The organism is Nocardia aurantiaca (genome assembly GCF_009708175.1).
Classification (GTDB): Bacteria; Actinomycetota; Actinomycetes; order Mycobacteriales; family Mycobacteriaceae; genus Nocardia; species Nocardia aurantiaca.
The window spans coordinates 127797-144904 of sequence record NZ_WMBB01000012.1; the positions used below are offsets into that span (position 1 = coordinate 127797).

At 68.7% G+C, this 17108-nt stretch carries 10 protein-coding genes; 4 read left to right on the forward strand and 6 right to left on the reverse strand.

Annotated features, from left to right (window positions below; genetic code table 11):
• The first annotated feature begins 74 nt into the window (after nt 1–74).
• Nucleotides 75–1400 carry a lipase family protein gene (locus GLP40_RS24885; protein ID WP_196054777.1) on the forward strand — a complete coding sequence of 442 codons (1326 nt, stop codon included), beginning with the start codon at nt 75–77 and terminating at the stop codon, nt 1398–1400.
• A gap of 197 nt (nt 1401–1597) precedes the next feature.
• On the opposite strand, the gene GLP40_RS24890 is transcribed toward GLP40_RS24885, so the two are convergent.
• Entirely contained in the window at nt 1598–2536 is a 939-nt protein-coding gene (locus GLP40_RS24890; RefSeq protein ID WP_154790421.1) for a LysR family transcriptional regulator, read from the reverse strand.
• Between the two features lie 91 nt (nt 2537–2627).
• Between GLP40_RS24890 and GLP40_RS24895 the strand changes: the two genes are divergently transcribed.
• On the forward strand, nt 2628–3884 hold the full coding sequence (locus tag GLP40_RS24895) for an MFS transporter (RefSeq protein WP_328290616.1): 1257 nt from the start codon (nt 2628–2630) through the stop codon (nt 3882–3884).
• On the opposite strand, the gene GLP40_RS24900 is transcribed toward GLP40_RS24895, so the two are convergent.
• The 3 genes from GLP40_RS24900 to GLP40_RS24910 form a co-directional block, all read right to left on the reverse strand.
• Nucleotides 3857–5236 (reverse strand): aminotransferase class I/II-fold pyridoxal phosphate-dependent enzyme, encoded by a 1380-nt coding sequence (locus GLP40_RS24900; RefSeq protein ID WP_154790422.1) that lies wholly within the window; start codon nt 5234–5236, stop codon nt 3857–3859. The genes GLP40_RS24895 and GLP40_RS24900 overlap by 28 nt on opposite strands.
• A complete protein-coding gene (locus tag GLP40_RS24905; protein ID WP_328290617.1) occupies nt 5233–11556 on the reverse strand; it encodes an SDR family NAD(P)-dependent oxidoreductase in 6324 nt (2107 codons plus the stop codon). The genes GLP40_RS24900 and GLP40_RS24905 overlap by 4 nt, the downstream gene beginning before the upstream one ends.
• Nucleotides 11557–11654: 98 nt before the next feature.
• Nucleotides 11655–12287 (reverse strand): GNAT family N-acetyltransferase, encoded by a 633-nt coding sequence (locus tag GLP40_RS24910; RefSeq protein ID WP_230329898.1) that lies wholly within the window; start codon nt 12285–12287, stop codon nt 11655–11657.
• 269 nt (nt 12288–12556) lie between these two features.
• Between GLP40_RS24910 and GLP40_RS24915 the strand changes: the two genes are divergently transcribed.
• Nucleotides 12557–13645: a TerD family protein gene (locus GLP40_RS24915; protein WP_328290618.1), complete on the forward strand. Its 1089-nt coding sequence runs from the start codon at nt 12557–12559 to the stop codon at nt 13643–13645.
• A gap of 67 nt (nt 13646–13712) precedes the next feature.
• Here GLP40_RS24915 and GLP40_RS24920 read toward each other — a convergent pair whose 3' ends face one another.
• Both GLP40_RS24920 and GLP40_RS24925 read right to left on the reverse strand, forming a co-directional pair.
• Entirely contained in the window at nt 13713–15053 is a 1341-nt protein-coding gene (locus GLP40_RS24920) for a TerD family protein (RefSeq protein WP_154790423.1), read from the reverse strand.
• A gap of 56 nt (nt 15054–15109) precedes the next feature.
• Nucleotides 15110–15817 carry a haloacid dehalogenase type II gene (locus GLP40_RS24925; RefSeq protein WP_328290619.1) on the reverse strand — a complete coding sequence of 236 codons (708 nt, stop codon included), beginning with the start codon at nt 15815–15817 and terminating at the stop codon, nt 15110–15112.
• Nucleotides 15818–16152: 335 nt separating this feature from the next.
• On the opposite strand from GLP40_RS24925, the gene GLP40_RS24930 reads away from it, so the two are divergent.
• The gene (locus GLP40_RS24930) at nt 16153–17010 is read left to right on the forward strand and encodes an alpha/beta fold hydrolase (protein WP_328290620.1); all 858 of its coding nucleotides are present in this window, start codon (nt 16153–16155) and stop codon (nt 17008–17010) included.
• Nucleotides 17011–17108: the final 98 nt, after the last annotated feature.

The window sequence follows — 17108 nt, forward strand, 5'->3', positions numbered from 1 at the left end:
CCACGTACATTCGCATGTGTCCCGCATCACTGGTCAGGAGCTGTCGCGGGGGTCAATGGATGGAGTCAACCTCGATGCAAACAAGTATCCGAGCCTGTTCGGCAGCGTTCGCGGTGATCTGCGGTGTGCTGTTCACCGGAGTCGGTACGCCACCGGCCTCGGCGAGTCTCCCCGATGTACCGGCGCCGGCGGGTCCGTGGGGGTCGTTCTATGATCCGCCCACGGAGTTGCCTGGCGAGGCGGCCGGAGACGTGATCCGCGAACAATCGTTCACGCCGGCCCTGTCGGTGCCCTCGGCCACGGGAGCTTTCCCCGGCACGGCTCGGCGCATCATGTACCGCAGTGTTGACGACGCCGGTCGCGCGATCGCTGTGACCGGCACCTACTTCGAGCCCAGCACTCCATGGCCGGGCCCGAGCCGGCCCCTGGTGTCGCTGGCATCGGGAACGATCGGCGAGGGGCGTCAGTGCGCGCCTTCGATCGCGCTGCAATCCGTGGTGCATTACAGCCCGCCGTTCGACCTGTCGATCGCCTACGAACAGCTGGCTGTCGATTACCTGCTGGGGCAGGGGATCGCGGTCGTTTTCACCGATTACGTCGGACTCGGGACCCCGGGTCCTCACCCCTACGGCAATCGTGCGGCCTCCGCGCGGGCGGTCATCGACGCGGCACGAGCCGCCCAGCGTCTTCCCGGAACCTCGCTGAGTCCAGATGGGCCGGTGGGTTTCTGGGGCTACTCCCAGGGTGGCCATGCCGCGGCGGCCGCTGCGGAATTGCAGCCGACCTACGCTCCGGAGCTGAACATGAAGGGCACCTACGCGGGAGCCCCGCCGGTGAAGCTGGACGACACGCTGGCCCTGGCGGAAGGGAGCACCCTCATCGGAGCTGTCGGTTACTTCCTCGACGGAGCGGTACGCACCAATCCGGAAATCGGTCCCGTGCTCGACCGCGTACTCAACGACCAGGGTCGAGCCATGATGAGCAGCACTGCCAACCAATGCATCGGTGAAACGCTGCTGAACTATTCGTTCCAGCACACCACGCAATGGACCAACACCGGCGAATCACTGGGCGCCGCGGTCACCAGCGACCCGATCGGGCGTCGCATCGTCGAGGAACAGGCCATCGGAAACCTGACCCCCGCGTCACCGATTCTGCTCGCCTCCAACGTCAACGACGACGCGGTCCCCTACAGCCGTGTGCACGACCTCGCGCAGACCTGGTGTGAGCGAGGAGTCCCGGTCACGCTCAGCACCATCGAGCTGCCACCGATCATTCCGGGGACCGCGGTCGGTCACGGGGTCCCCGAATTCGCCAACGTCCCGGCTGCCGCGGCATGGATGATCGATCGATTCAACGACGTCGGAATTCTTCATCAGATGAATTGCGAACAGAAGTAGTGATCGCCACAGTGGCAACGGATTCAGCGACCGCCACATTGGAGGTGAGCGCATCGACCGCCGCATCCCTCTATGCGGTCTCCGGTGTCGATCGTTTGCTCGACCTGGTCATGGACTTCGGCGAGTGACTCCCGTAATCGCGACCGCGACAACACCCCACCCGACCCGAGCAGAATAGGGCGGCGCCGCGCGCCGCCCTATTCTGCGGCAGCCCGCATCGCGTCTGCGTCTCGGTATCGGAGGGGCAGGCGAGTGGGAGGCGCGTCGGGTGTCCCGTTCGCGGTGAGGGCCTCGATGACGGTGCGGGCCGCATTGGACGGTGTGCGCTCGGCGGCATGGCCGACGCACAGTTTCCAGGGCAGCGGCCGGGGCGCGAAGTCGCAATAAGGCACGCCGGGGGAGAGCCGCGCGACGGACTTCGGGATGAGCGCCACCCCGAAGTCCTTGGCGGCCAGTTCCAATGCGAAGGCCTGGTCGGCCACCTCGATGACGGGATGGCGGCCGGAGAAGAGGTCGTCGGCGATGGTGCGGATGCCCCAGCCCGGCGGGAAGTCGATGAAGCGAACGCCATCCAGGTCGGCGGCCCGGAAGGGGCGGCCCGCCAGCGGATGACCGGGCGCGGTGCACAGCACGAGGGTCTCCTCGACGATGAGATGGGTGGTGATGCCGGGGAATTCGCTGCTCGTGCCCGCGAGCAGCGCCAGTTCGAGTGAATTGTCGCGCAGCCCGGCCACATTGCCCGCCATGCCGGAGATGCTCTGCCGCATTTGCAGGGTGACCGCCGGAAACCGCTGGTGCAGTTCGGCGATGATGCCCGCCAGGTCGAAATTGTGAACGTTCATGAGGTTGCCGATGACCACCTCGCCGCGGATCTCGCCGCGGGCCGCGTCGATGGCGTCCACGATGTCGCGGCGGGCGCGCAGCAGGGTGCGGGCGGGGGCGACCATGGCCCGGCCCGCCTCGGTCAGCTCCAGGGTGCGCGGGGTGCGGTCGAACAGGCGCACGCCGAGTTCGCGCTCGAGCTTGGCGACGCTGGTGGAGACGGCCGATTGCACCAGGTTCAGCGTCCGCGCCGCCGCGGTGAAGGACCGGTGGTCACAGCAGGCCAGGAAGCATTCGATCTGACGCAACTCCATGGACGGAGCCTACCGATTCCATCTTGTTCATAGATGGCAGTATCTAAAACCATCGCTTTTGTTGATTCGCTCGCGCGCCCACCATGAACTGGTGATCGATTCGATGACCGCCGCGCCCGCGCGGCCTGTGCGCGAGACCGCGCTGACCCGCACGACCGTGTTGGTGTTCGCCGTGACGGCGGGCTCGTCGGCGGCGGGCAACTACTATCTGCAACCCCTGCTGCACGAGGTCGCCGGGGATCTGCACATCTCCACCGCCACCGCGGCCCTGCTGGTCAGCGCGGCCCAGATCGGCTACCTGTGCGGCCTGGCCCTGCTGGTGCCGCTGGGCGATTTCCTGCACCGCCACCGTATGGTCCCGATGCTGCTGCTGGCCTCGGTTGCGGCCCTGCTGGTTTCGGCGTTCGCGCCGAACTTCGGCGTCCTGTTCGCGGGGGTGGCGGCCACCGGTGTGGCGGCCTCGGCGGCGCAGGTGGTGGTGCCCTGGGCCTCGGCGCTGGCCGATCCGGCGCGGCGCGGGCAGGTGGTCGGCACCGTGATGAGCGGACTGCTGCTGGGAATCCTGTTGTCGCGGGTGCTGTCCGGGGCGGTGGCGCAGCTGGGCGGCTGGCGGGCGGTGCTGCTGGTGGCGGCCGGATTGCAGGTGGTGATGGCGATCAGCGTGTACGCGCTCGCGCCCGCCACCCCGCGCGCCGCGACGGGGGAGAGCTATCCGCAGGTGCTGGCCTCGATCCTGGGCCTGATCCGCAGGCACGCGGTGCTGCGGCAGCGCATGATGCTGGGCTTCATTCTGATGGCCTGTTTTTCGGCGGTGTGGACGGCTATCGCCTTCCTGCTGTCCGGTTCCCGCGGAAGCGAGTACCACTATTCGGAATTCGCCATCGGCCTGTTCGGTCTGGCGGGTGTGGTCGGGGCGCTGGGCGCACCTGTGGTCGGGCGTTCGGCCGATCGCGGTCGGCTGCGCCGCGTCACCACGCTGACCTGGCTCGTGCTGCTGGCCGGCTGGGCGTTGATGGCCTGGGGCGCGCACAGCGTGGCGGCGCTCATCACCGCGCTGGTGATCTTCGACTTCGGTATCCAGGGCGCGCACCTGACCAATCAGAGCGCCATCTACACCCTCGATCCGGCCGCGCGCAGTCGCCTGACCACCGCCTATATGGTCACCTATTTCCTGGGCGGGGTCGTCGGTTCGGTGACGGCCGGTGCGGCCTACGAGGCGGGTGGCTGGTCGCTGGTGTGCGAAATCGGTGTCGTGGCAACGGTGCTGGGCCTGCTGCTGTGGGCGGTGTTCGCACTCCGCCCACAGCGCTCCGGGGTGCGTCAGTCCGCCATGGCCGCGGGCAGCTGATCGGACATGGTCACGGCCTCGGCGAGCAGGTCCGCCGTCGAGAGCAGCTGCTGCTCGGTGTGTTCGGAGGTGATGAAGAAGCGCAGTCGCTCCTTGCCCACCGGGACCGCCGGGGCCGAAATGGCCCCGGCGTACACGCCGCGCTGCAACAGGGTGGCCGAGACGAATCCGGCCCGGAGCTCACCCGGCACGATCACCGGTAGGATCGGAGTGCCCTGGGAGTCACCGAGATTCAGCTCCCGTTCCCGCAGCGCGGCATCGAAGAGGCGCGCGTTGTCCCACAGCCGGGTGACCCGCTCCGGCTCGGCCTCGAGCACATCCAGTCCGGCCAGCGCGGCGGCGATGCCCGAGGGCGCGGGCGCGCCGGTCAGCATGGCCACACCCGGCGCACTGGACTTCATCGCGCCGATGAGGTCGGAGTCGGCGGCGATGAAGCCGCCGACGCTGCCGAGCGCCTTGGACAGCGTGCCCATCCAGATGTCCACATCCGCCCCGGCCATGCCGAAGTGCTCGCGAATGCCGTGCCCTGTCGGGCCGAAGACGCCGAAGGAGTGCGCCTCGTCCACCATGACAGCGCAGTCGAATTCTCTTGCGATGGCGGCCAATTCGGCGACGCGGCCGACGGTGCCGTCCATGGAGTAGTGGCCTTCCACCACTACCAGCGCGCGGTCGAACCCGGAGCGGGACATCTTCAGCACCGACCGCAACGAGTCGGGGTCATTGTGCCGGAAATTGATCCGACGGCAGCCGGCCCACTGCGTGCCCGACACCACGCTGCCGTGGATCAGGCTGTCGCAGAAGGCCACATCGCCCTCGCGCAACAGGAAGCCGATGACGCCGGCATTGGTGAGGTAGCCGCTGGTGGTCACCATGGCGTCGCCGACGTCGTAGATCCCGGCCAGCCGCTGCTCGAGACGGCCGTACAGCGGGATCTCCCCGGAGACGATCCGGCTGGCCGACGCCGACGCGCCGTACTGGTCCAGCGCCTCCTTGGCGGCCCGCACCACCCCGGGATGGCTGGACAGCCCCAGATAGTTGTAGGCGCTGAAGTTCACCAGGTCGGTGTCCAACGCCCGGATCACGGTGTCGTTCGAGCCGGTTCGCGGCAGGAACAGCGGGTTCGGCATCCCGGACTGCTCGTAGACGGCCGCGATGGCGGACTGCTTCATCACGGCCGCGGCGACGTCGGGGTGGTCGGTGAACTGGCGGCCGGGACCGCGCCGCGGCCGGGCCGGACGGCTCGCCGCGACCGGCTTCGTCTCCTTGACGCCATTGCCGGCCGTAGTGCCGCCATTGCCGATCCCATTGCCCGCCAGCAGCTTTCGCGCCAGATCGCGTGCGGACTCGGTCATGCCGGCACCGCCTCGGCGCCGCCGACCAGAAGTTCGGCCGCGCGCGCTCCGGCCTGCTGGAGGGTGAAGGACCGCCCGACCTTCATCGACATCAGGTCCACGCCGAGCGTCTTGCTCACCAGCGCACCGAATTCCACCGCCATCAGCGAGTCCAGGCCCAGTTCCGGCACCGGCACGGTCAGATCGATGGAGTCGGCGTCGACACCCATGACCACGGCCAGCTGTTCGGCCAGCATGTGCGCCACCACGTCGGCGCGCTTCTGCTCGTCGAGTTCCCGCAGCGCCGCCACCAATTGCGAGGCGGCCGAATTATCCTGCACCGCGGCGGCGATGCGCTCGGCCGTGCGCCCGGTCATGCCGTACCAGGAGACCGTCGAGGCCACCCGCGACCAGTCGATCGGAATGATGGACGCCTGGTGGTGGATGCCGAGTTCCAGGGCCTTCTCCAGGTATTCGGCGCCCTCCTCCATATCGATCGGGTCGAACCCGGCGGTGCGCAGGTAGCGGGACACGTATTCGTCCTCGGCCATGCCGCCGCCGGACATATGACCCCAGCCGACGGCCAGCGCCGTGCCGCCCTCGCGCACCACCACGTCGGCGGTGGCGTTGAGCGCGAGATTGGCGGCGGTGTAGGCGTACTGGCCGATGCTGCCGAAGATGGTGCTGCCGGAGGAGAACAGCACGAACATGTCGAGTTCGGCGCCGGCGGCCTCGATGCCGTGCCGCAGTGCGATCACGCCCTCGACCTTGGGGCGATACACCGTGGCGAGGCTGTCGCGGCTCATATCGGGGACGCGCTTGTCGTCCAGCGTGCCCGCGGTGTGGAAGACGCCGCGCAGCGGGTGCTCCGCGGTGTGCGTCCGCGCGATGACCGCGGTCATGGCGTAGGCGTCGGTGACATCCACCCGCTCCTCGACCACCTCGACGCCCTGCTCCTGCCAGACGGCGAGCTGGGTGCGGGCGGCCTCGGTGGTCGCGCCGCCGCGCCCGAGCAGCGTGAGCCGCCGCGCGCCCCGGCCCACCAGCCAGCGGCCGATGGCCAGGCCGAAGGCGCCGAAGCCACCCGTGATCAGGTACTGCGCCGCCGGATCCACGGTGACCGCCGGAATCATCGGACGCACCCGCGGCGCTTCGGATTCCAGGCTGATCGCGATGCGGCCGAAGTGCGCCGACCGGGCCACGTCCTCGAACGCCCTGGCCACGTCCGCGGCGTCGTACAGCTCGTAGGGCAGGTACCGGTAGTGCCCGGACGCCAGCTTGTCGTGCACGCCCTGCACCAGCTCGCCGGTGGCCCGCCGCTTGAATGCCAGCATGCGGTCCAGGTCGAAGGAGTGGTAGGAGAGGTTCTTGTCGAAGTAACCCAGGTCGAGGACGCCGCCGCCGTAGATGTCGGCCTTGCCGATCTCGACGATGCGACCGAATTCGGCCACCGCCTTGAAGTTCCGGCGCAGGATCTCCCCGGGCGCGGTGCTGATCACCACGTCCGCGCCGCGGCCGCCGGTGAGGCCGAGGACGTCGTCGGCGAAGTTCAGTGAGCGGGAGTCCAGGGCGTAGTCCGCGCCCTGCGACAGGATGTAGGCGCGGCGCTCGTCACTGCTGGCGGTGCCGATCACGGTGGCGCCGTGCAGTTTCGCGATCTGCACGGCCGCCGAGCCGACGCCGCCCGCCGCGCCGTGCACCAGCACCACATCGCCCGCCCGCACCCGCGCCAGCTCCAGCAGCGAGTGCTCGGCGGTGGCGAAGGCCACGGTGCTGGTGCATTGGCCCACCTCGGTGCTGTCGGCGACCCGGGTGACCAGGTCGGCGTCGGTGGTGTGAAAGCGGGAGACCATGCCCTTGGAGGTGAGGAACACCCGGTCGCCCACGGCCAGATTGTCGACCTCCGAGCCGATTCGGACGACGACGGCGTCGGCCTCCATACCGGGTTCGGTGCCGTAGAAGGTGCCCGCCATCTCGCGCTCGCCGAGCACGCCGATGACCTTGAGCGGGTCCTTGTAACCGAGACCGATGGCCAGGATCCGCACCTCGACCTCGGTCGCCGCCGGCGCGCGCCGCTCGCAGCGCCTCCACGCCAGCCGCGACAGCACTCGCGACTTCGGCAGCTCCAGGCGGAAGTTCGCCTCCGGATCGGTGAGCGGCTCGGCCTGGTCCAGGGCCTCCAGCCGGTCGGGCAGGGTGGCGGCGACCACCGTCACCCAGCGCAGGCCGTTGCGCAGCACCACCTCGTCGGAGTGGTCGTAGGTGAAGGCGCCCGCAATGGCGAGCTCGGCGGCCAGATCCGCCTCGGCCACGTCGGGATCCACGTCGATGAGCCGCCAGCGCAGCCGCGACTGCTCGTTGAGCAGCACCCGGCGGGCGCCCGCCAGCGCCGCGTGGGACGGATTGGGCGCGGCGTCCTCGTCCGGGTGCGCGAAGGCGCGCTCGGTGACCAGGGAGACGTGCAGGGAACCGTCACCGGTCATGGGGATCTCGTCGCCACGCTGCTGCAGCCAGTCCTCGAGGAAGCCCTCGATCGTGACCGCCACCCGGCGCAGCGTCCAGAGCGCGTCCAGGTCGGTGTAGTCCGAGCCCGCCACCAGGACGATGTGTGTGCGTTCGACACCGCTCAATGCCACGATCTGCGCAAGCCGGTCGCGCACAACGGCTTCCAGATCCTCGCGGTTCGGGTCGCCGACCGCCAGCACCTCGCCGTGCGCCGTCGTGCCCGCGATGAACGAGGCGCGGGCGCCGACCTCGGCCGCGAGGTCGACGGCCAGCGTGTAGGCGGCGTCGGGGGAGGGCAGGCCGCTGATGTCCACGGGTTCCCGCATGTCCCAGCGGTCTTCGTAGAAGTAGTCAGTGAGCCGTTGCAGCGCACCGCGATCCGGGTTGATGGCGCCCAGCCGCAGACCGATGATCCGCATGACCACGTTCTGTTCGGCATCGAGCAGGTCGTAGTCGCAGGTGAGGTCTTCGGCGCTGTGCAGACGCGCCACCACCGTCACCTGATCGGGGATGGGCGCGAACACCCGCACGCCCTCCACCGCGACCGGGACCAGCGCGCCCCGTTCGGCATTCGGGGCGGCGGCCAGGACCGCTCCGAAGCACTGCACGGCCGCGTCGACCACCGCCGGGTGGACCAGATGGCCGCTGTCGCGGGCGATGCCGCCGTCCAGGGTGGCGACCACGGTATTGCCGGACACCCGCAGCTCGGTGGCGCGGCGGAAGGCCGGACCGTAGTCGAGGCCACGCGCGGCGAAGGCGGTGTAGTAGGCGTCCGGATCGATGGCCAGCATCTCATCGGTGTCCGGCAGGTCGGCCTTGGTGGGCTCGTACGTGCCTTCGACGAGGCGACCGGTGGCATTGATGGTCCAATTGGTGCTCGCGGGCTCCCGCGAGCGAATGGTGAACCGTCGTGTGGATTCCTCCACGTGCAGTTCCACCACCGGCGCCATGCCCTCGTCCACCACCAGCGGCGCGAGGAAGCGGACGTCCTCGACGGCCACCCGGGTCGATTCGGTGCGCAGCGCCGCCGCGCTCAGGGCGGCGTCCAGATAGGCCGCGCCGGGCAGGATGCGGGAGCCGCCCACCACATGGTCGGCCAACCACGGCAGATCGCCGACGCTCAGCTGGATGCGCCAGGCGGTGGTCGGGTCCTCCAACACCGGATCGCCGAGCATGCGGTACGTGCCGGGCGTGCCGTACTTGAGCTGCTGCATGCCGACCAGCTCGAGGCGCAGGCGAGTGCGCTGCCATGGGTAGCGTGGCAAATCGACATGCCGGGTGACCAGATCGCCGAAGAGGGCGTCGATATCCAGCACGCCCGCGGTGTACAGGCCGGCCACGGTCTGCCGGATGCTCTCGTCGTCGGCCTGCTTGCGGTTGAGAGTGGCGACGGTGGTGCCGGTCTCGCTCGCGCCGATGAGGATTTCGCGAATGTTCGCGCCCAGCACCGGATGCGGGCCGACCTCCAGGAAGACCCGGCTGCCCGCACCCACCAGCTCGGTGATGGCGTCGGCGAAGCGCACCGGCTGTCGGACATTGGCGCACCAGTACTCGGCGTCCCAGTCGCCCGCGGTGACCCGGGCGCCGGTGACGGTGGACCACAGCGGGATTCGCGGGTCGGCGAGCTCCAGATCGGCGAGCGCCGAGCGGAGCTCATCGAGGATGGGATCCATCAGATAGCTGTGATAGGGCACCTCGACCTGTAGTCGCCGCGCGAAAACGCCCTGCGCGGTGAGGGATTCGGCGATCTCGTCCAGCCGCTGCTCCTGGCCCGCCAGGGTGACCGCGCTCGGGCTGTTGATCGCGGCGATGCTGACCAGCTCGTCGCCCTCGATCAACGCCAGCGCCGCGGCCTGGGCCAGGCCGATGGCGAGCATGCCGCCCGACCCGGCCGTGGTGGCCTGCAACCGAGCGCGGTGATAGCTGACCAGCAGCGCGTCCCGCAGCGAGAGCATCCCGGTGACATAGGCGGCCGACACCTCGCCGACGCTGTGGCCGACCACGGCGGCGGGCCGGATCCCGAGTTCCTCGAGCAGCGCGACCAGCGCCACCTGGATCAGGAAGTTGGCGGGCTGGGCCACCGCGGTCGTGGTGACCCGCGACTCCTCCTCCGGCCGCAACAGCTCCTCGACGATGGACCAGCCCGCGATCTCTCGGAACACCGCGTCGATCCGCTCGGCCTCGGCGGCGAAAGCGCCTCCCGCGGTGAGCAGTTGGCGGCCCATGGCCCACCACTGCGGACCCATGCCGGTGAACACGAAAACCGGTTCGGGCGCCTTGCGGGCGATCACCTTGGCGGTGCGGCCCTCGCCATTGGCGAATTCGACCAGCGCCCGCACCAGGTCGGCGTCGTCACCGAAGCTCAGGCCAGCCCGCACGGCATGGTGCTGGCGGCGTGTCCACGCCGCCTCGGCCAGCCGCGCGGGTTCGGCCCCGGCCGCGATGAGTTCGGCGAAGCCGCGAGCCAATTCGCGGACGGCGGTGTCATTGCGCGCCGAGAGCGGCAGCACGCCATAGTGTCTGGGCTCGCGTCCGGGCGCGTCGGCCGCGACGTACTCCTGGAGGATCACGTGGGCATTGGTGCCGCCGTAGCCGAAGCCGTTGACCGCGACGGTCATTCGCGTATCGGATGCGACCGGCTGCGCCTCCAATTGCAGCGTCAGCCCCAGCTCTTCGAACGGGATATCCGGGTTGGGCTCGTTCAGCCAGCCCTGCGGCGCGATGGTGCGATGGGTGATGGCCAGCGCCGACTTGATGACGCTGGCGATGCCGGAGGCCGCCTCGGTGTGCCCGAGCTGCCCCTTCACCGAGCCCACGCCCAGCGGTTCGGTGCGGCCCTCGACCTGCCCGTAGGCGCGGCCGATGGCCCGCAGTTCCAGCGGGTCGCCCACCGGCGTGCCGGTGCCGTGCGCCTCGACGTAGGTGACCTCGTGCGGCGCGATACCCGCCCGCTCGGTCACCGTCCTGGCCAGTGCCTCCTGCAGATCGGCATTGGGGACGGTGATGGCGGTGGTACGCCCGTCCTGATTGGATCCGGTGGCCTTGACCACCGCGTAGATCCGGTCCCCGTCGCGCTCGGCGTCTTCGAGCTTCTTCAGCACCACCATGCCCGAGCCCTCACCGCGGCCGTAGCCGTCGGCGGCGGCGTCGAAGGGCTTGCTGCGGCCGTCGGCGGCCAGGAAGCCGCCCTTGCACATGGAGACGAACACCTCCGGTTGCAGCAGCAGCGTGACGCCGCCGGCCAAGGCCACCTCACAGTCGCCGTTCTCCAGCGCCTGGCAGGCCAGGTGGAAGGCCACCAGTGAGGACGAGCAGGCGGTGTCCACCGTGAGAGCGGGGCCGATCATGTTGAGCGCGTAGGCGATCCGATTGGAGATCATGGTGTACGACGCGCCCGCCGCGGTGTGCATGTCCACCCACGGCAGCGCCGCGTTGGTATTGGACATCGCCATCTGGTCAAGCGTGAAGGCCCCGACGTACACACCGATCGGCGCGCCCGAAACCCGGCCGGCGATGCCGGCGTCGTCCAGCGCTTCCCAGGCCACCTCGAGGACCAGCCGCTGCTGGGGGTCCATGGCCGCGGCCTCGCGCGGCGAGATGCCGAAGAAATCGGGGTCGAAGGCCCACGGATCGCCGGTCATGAAGGCGGCCCGCTTGGTGTACATGCGCCCCGGCGTGCGCTTGTCCGGGTCGTAGTACCGGCGGTAGTCCCACCGGTCGGACGGGATCTCCATGACCCCGTCGTCTTTGTTGATGATGAAGTCCCAGAACGATTCCGGTGAATCGATACCACCGGCGTAGCGGCACCCGATTCCGACAATGGCAATGTCAGACACTACGTCTCCTCGGCAAAACAGAACGAACCTGGTGATCCCCCCCGAGGAAATGCGGCCCGGCCCGACCCCGATCGGGTCCGAGCCCTCCACCGCATCCGTCAGCCTGCGCTGACCCGTGCTGCCGGTCGCAGCATGAAGTTCAGCTCCGGACCCTTACTCCCGATTCGGGTCCGGGCGGCCCGCTCGAAGCCGAAAGGCTCGTAGTAGCGGACGTTGTCGTCCTTGCAGATTCCGCACACCGCACGTCCGGCGGCGTCGGCGTCGGCGATCAATCGGGACGTGAGCGCGCGGCCCACACCCGCGCGCTGGGCCTGCGGATCGGCGCCCAGATAGACCATGTAGTCGTGCGGCTCGACGGGCGCGCTGCGGGCGATGGCGGCATCCACCTCGATCCCGCGCCGGGTCGCGCCCGGACCCATGGCCCAGAGCAGCTGGGGACCCGAAATCGCCTCCCGCCATGCGGGACTGCGGTACCCGTGTGGAATCCAGAGCAGCGCGCCGACGATTTTGTCGTCGACCAGTGCCACGGTGGCCGCGTCGGCGGGCAGGTAGCGGTGCTTGATGAGGATGCGAAGCATGCCCGGCGTGCGCCGGCGTCGTACTTCGGGATTGGGGAAGACGTAGTCCTCGATCGGATCGTCGGACTCGAAGGCCAGGGCGATGACCCGGACCATGTCTTCGATGTCGGCCTCCGTGGCGCGGCGAACGACCGGTGCACCCGACTGAACCAAAACTGTCCCTTACGTTTTCATGCCCGTGAACGCCCGACCACGATGACGGACAATCTGCCTGTCTGTTGTCCCTACCAGACGGTAACCGCATAGGCTACTTACGAGTAGGCTACTCGTACGTTACTGATCATGCGACCGATTGGTGTTGTGGCATAAAACGATTCGTCGGGGGATGGCCTGGCGCTGTGGGATGTCCTAGGGTTCGCGCGCGTAGAAGCGATATCTCTTCGTTTCACTCAGACGGCCCAGGGATCCCATAAAGTGGGAGCGTGGCCGCACTTCTCACCCAAGGGCAGACCGGCGAACTGGGCGTCGCGGACATCACCGTGACGGTGCACTTCAGCGCGGGTATCGATCTGGCCGCGCTGCTCCTCACCGATCGCGGCGCGGTCCGCGGCGATACGGATCTGATCTTCTACAACCAACCCACGGGGTCCGGTGTTCAGCTGGTGCCCGGGCAGAACGCCCTCGCGGTGAGCCTGTCCTCGGTGCCGCCGGGGGTAGCGCACATCCGCATCGTGGTCACCCTGGACGACCGCGACGGCCGCCTCGGCGACTATCCGGCCCCGCATGTCGGCATTGCCGACGAACGCGGAATCCCGTTGTACGAGTACGTGATCGATGGTCTCGGCAACGAGACCACCGTGGCGGCTGTGGACTTGGACCGCGGCGAGGAAGGATGGTACGCGCGCGCGGTCGGCTTCGGTCATCCTCGCGGTTTCGCGGCGCTGCTCGCCGATCACGGCGTGTCCATCAGCAACACGCCGCAGGCCTCGGCCGCCCCCGCCATCGCGCCCGTGCTGCGCGCCGGCGACACGGTGGCGCTGCGGCGGCAGGGCGCGGACCTGAGCTTGGTCAAGATGGGGCTGGGCTGGGATCCCGTTCACGTGCAGCACAAATGGGGCTCCCGGCCGGTCGAGATCGACCTGGACGCCTCGGCGCTGGTGTACGCCGGACACGATCTGGTCGACGTCGCGTACTACGGCCAGCTGGTCACCAAGGACGGGGCCATCCGGCACTCCGGCGACAACCTCACCGGTGAGGGCAAGGGCGACGACGAGGTCATCACCGTCGACCTGACCCGGGTCGGCTCGCACGTCACCACCATCGTCTTCGTCATCACCTCGTACGCGGGCCACACCTTCGAGAAGGTCCGCAATGCGTTCTGGCGCTTGATCGACGGCACCACCAGCACCGAGCTCACCCGGTCCAACCTGAGTTCGCGCGGTTCGCACACGGGCATGGTGGTGGCGAAAGTCCATCGCGAGGACGGCATCTGGAAGGTGCAGGCGCTGGGCCACCCGATCCAGGCGGGGCATCCGGTCGAGGCGGCCGCCCAGGTCGGCGGGTTCCTCTGAGCTGTCGGACCCGGCGCGTCGAGGGTGCCGCCGGGGCACGTCCATTTCGGGCGCGCCCCGGTCGTGTTCAGACCGTGATGAACCGGCCCAGCTGTGGCACGGCCTCACCGGGATGCTTGGCCTGGAAGCCCTCGCCGATGGCCTGGAGCTTCCATTCGCCGTCCGCGCGGAACACCTTGGCCATGGCGATGGCCGTGAACGGCATGCCCCCCGCCAGCGCGTAGCGGGCCAGCTCCGCCTGTGTGGTGTCGTCCACCAGCCGGCAGTAGGCATTGCTGACCTGCTCGAAGGTGTGGCCTTGATACGAGGTGACGATGAACAGCAGCGTATTGACCTGGCGCGGAACACGACTCAGATCCACCATGATCACCTCGTCGTCGCCCGCGGCCCCCTCGCCGGTGAGGTTGTCGCCGGAGTGCCGGATCGAACCGTCCTTCGACATCAGCTGCCCGTAGTAGGCGACATCCGCCAGATGCCGGTCGGCGAACATGGCCACCCAGGCGTCCAGGTCGATATTCACCGGCCGCCTCCCGAACAGCCCGCCCTGCTTGGCCGGATCCCACCCGAGCCCCATCCGAATCCGCGTCAGCGCGACCCCGCCCTCCTTGCGCAGGGTGACGCGCTGCCCCTTGGACAGGTTCACCGGACGCCCACGCGACAGCCCGACCTCACCGTTCGCCTGCGGCGGAGCCGGTGGCGCCAGCTGCTGCGACTGGTACGGCGAGTTCGGCGGTGGCTGAGTCGGATACGGCGAGTTCGGCGGCGGTTGAGTCGGATACGGCGAGTTCGGCGGCGGTTGAGTCGGATACGGCGAATTGGGCGTGATGTATGTCGGCTCGACAGGCGGCGGATAGGCGGAGGTCGGCGGCGGGGGAGGCGTGCGGCTCTCGACGGGGCGCGGCGTGTCCTCGACAGTGACCCCGTGGTCGGTGACCAGGGCGGCGAAGCCGCCCGCATAGCCCTGCCCGACCGCGCGCACTTTCCAGTTCCCGAAGCGCCGGTACAGCTCGACCGCGATCACGATGGATTCGCTCTGCAGGTCCTCGATCTTGTACTCGTAGAGCGGATTACCGGCCGGATCGGAGACCAGTGCGACCGGCGGCGCGATCCCGCCGAAGGTGGAGCCGGCGCCGTCGAGCGTGACCACCGCTCGGATCTGCGTAATGTCCGCGGGCACCTGCGCCAGCGACACCGCCAGTTCGGCGGGCCGGCCCGCCGCCTGGCTCCGCAACCGCACGCCCGGTCCCGCCGGCTGGTTGTAGAACACGAAATCCGAGTCCGAGCGCACCTTTCCCTGGTCGGTCACCAGCAGCGCGGACAAGTCGGCGGCCGCCGCGACCCGGACGGAGATCATCACCTCCGACGCGGCCAGCGGTCCGTTCTGACCCTTCACAAGCATTGTGGACAAGGCCGATCCTCCCGTATCGAGACGTCCACTTGCCACTGTAGGAGACCCCGGGGCCCTCAGCAGCCGAGCTGGTCGGCGAGATCCAGGAAATCCACGGCATTGATATCGAATTCGTCGGAGAACTCCGCATCCCCCAGGGCCGGATCCCCGTACTCCAGCGGCCGCGCGACGAATGCCGTCCGGAACCCGAGCTCCTTGGCCGCCCTGATGTCGTACTTGTGAGCGGCCACCATCATGATCTCCGCGGGCGCCAGCCCCAGATACCGCGCCGCGAGTCCATACGTCCGCGGATCAGGCTTGAAGGCCCCCACCATCTCGGCCGCGAAGATCGCATGCCAGGGCAGGTCCCCGTGCCGCGAAATCTCCACCACCGCACTGACATCCGCATTCGAAAGCGTCGCCAGCGTGAATCGGTTTCGCAGGCGGCGCAACCCCGGCACAGTGTCCGGCCACGGATCCAGCCGCGACCATGCCCGAGCCAACTCGTCGCGTTCCGCGGTCGCCAATGCGATGTCCCTGGCATCGAGCAAGGGGTCCAACGTCTTCCGGTACACCGAAGCCACGCTCACCCAAGGCCCATGCTCCGGCTGCTGGGATGTCTCCGCGAAATAGGCCGCCCGCCACTCGTCGACGAACCCGCCCCAGTCCTGTCCCGGAGCGAGATCCTCGGCGGCGGCCGCGGCGGCACGCCGAATCGTCGAATGAAAATCGGTAGCGGTCCCTTGCACGTCGAACAGCAGCGCCTTCGGGCTCAACACAGTCACAGCCAAAGGCTAGCTAGTCGTGACCTGATGGCGGCTGGTCAGCGACCCGCCCGCGCTGGAAGTCCTGATCACACCGCTCCGCGGTCGATCGCGGTATCAGATCCTCGGCCAATGCCCCGAGCCGGCCGGCCGGTCCACCTGTCGGGTAGATCCCGCCGACGCACTATTGGCGCGGCCGCGAGAGCCTCGAGCCGGGCCCGGTACAGCGGGGTGACGATCCCTGCCAGCTCGGTGACCGGGTCTGCCGCCGTCCTCGATCCCGGCGGCGTTCTGCCGTTCAATTCGGTCATCACAGTGTGTCCCTGACCTGCAGGGATTCCAGGAGAGGCGGAGCAGTGACCGAATTCGTGGAATTGGCCGGTGGCCGGATCGCGTACGACGTGCTCGGGGAGGGGCCGCTCGTGCTGTTGGCGCACGGCATCGGTGACCACCGTCAGGCGTACCGTGCCGTGGCGCCGCGGTTGGCGGCGGCGGGCTACCGGGTTGTCAATATGGATATCCGAGGGCATGGCCAGTCATCCATGGACTGGGTGTCGGAGACCGGGCGGGCGGCCATCAGCCGGACCGATGTGGCGCGGGATATGGTCGAGGTGATCAAGCATTTCGGCGGTCCGGCGATGATCGTCGGACATTCGATTTCCGGGGGCGCGGCGACGATCGCCGCTGCCACCGCACCGGAGTTGGTCGCGGGCGTAGTAGAGATCAACCCGTTCACACTGGTCCAAAAGTTCAGCATGTCGGGTTTCTGCCGGGTGCGCCGGTATCGGCAGGGGATGCTGCGGCTCGGTATGACCGCGGCGGGAAGCCTGCGCTGGTGGCTTCGCTACCTCGACCTGGCCTATCCGAGCAAGCCGGCCGACTATGCCGCGTACATGGCGGAATTGGCGGCCACGTTGCGGGAACCGGGGCGGATGGCGGAATTCATGAAGACCGGCAAGTCCACGCCGGCCGACGCGCAGGCGCAGTTGCCCAATGTCGCCTGCCCCGTGCTGGTGATCATGGGCACCTTGGACCCGGATTTCGTCGATCCGACGGCTGAGGGCGAAGCGGTCATCTCCGCGCTGCCGACAGGTATCGGGCAGCTCGCGACCATAGCGGGCGGCCACTATCTGCATTCGGAAAAGCCCGATGCCACAACCGAACTCATTGTCCGCTTTCTCGCAACCCAGGTGCCGGAACACCGGATCGGCTGACGCGGTATGTCCGCCTCGGGCGTGTGGCTCGCATGCAGGCGCGGTGCCGGTCCAGCGGGCACCCGCCATGTCCCGCGGCATCGGTACGTGTCGGACAG

Coding starts and splice junctions, on each gene's coding strand:
- GLP40_RS24890 (WP_154790421.1), bottom strand. CDS start 2,536: ATGGAGTTGCGTCAGATCGAATGCTTCCTGGCCTGCTGTGACCACCGG.
- GLP40_RS24900 (WP_154790422.1), bottom strand. CDS start 5,236: ATGACCGAGTCCGCACGCGATCTGGCGCGAAAGCTGCTGGCGGGCAAT.
- GLP40_RS24885 (WP_196054777.1), top strand. CDS start 75: ATGCAAACAAGTATCCGAGCCTGTTCGGCAGCGTTCGCGGTGATCTGC.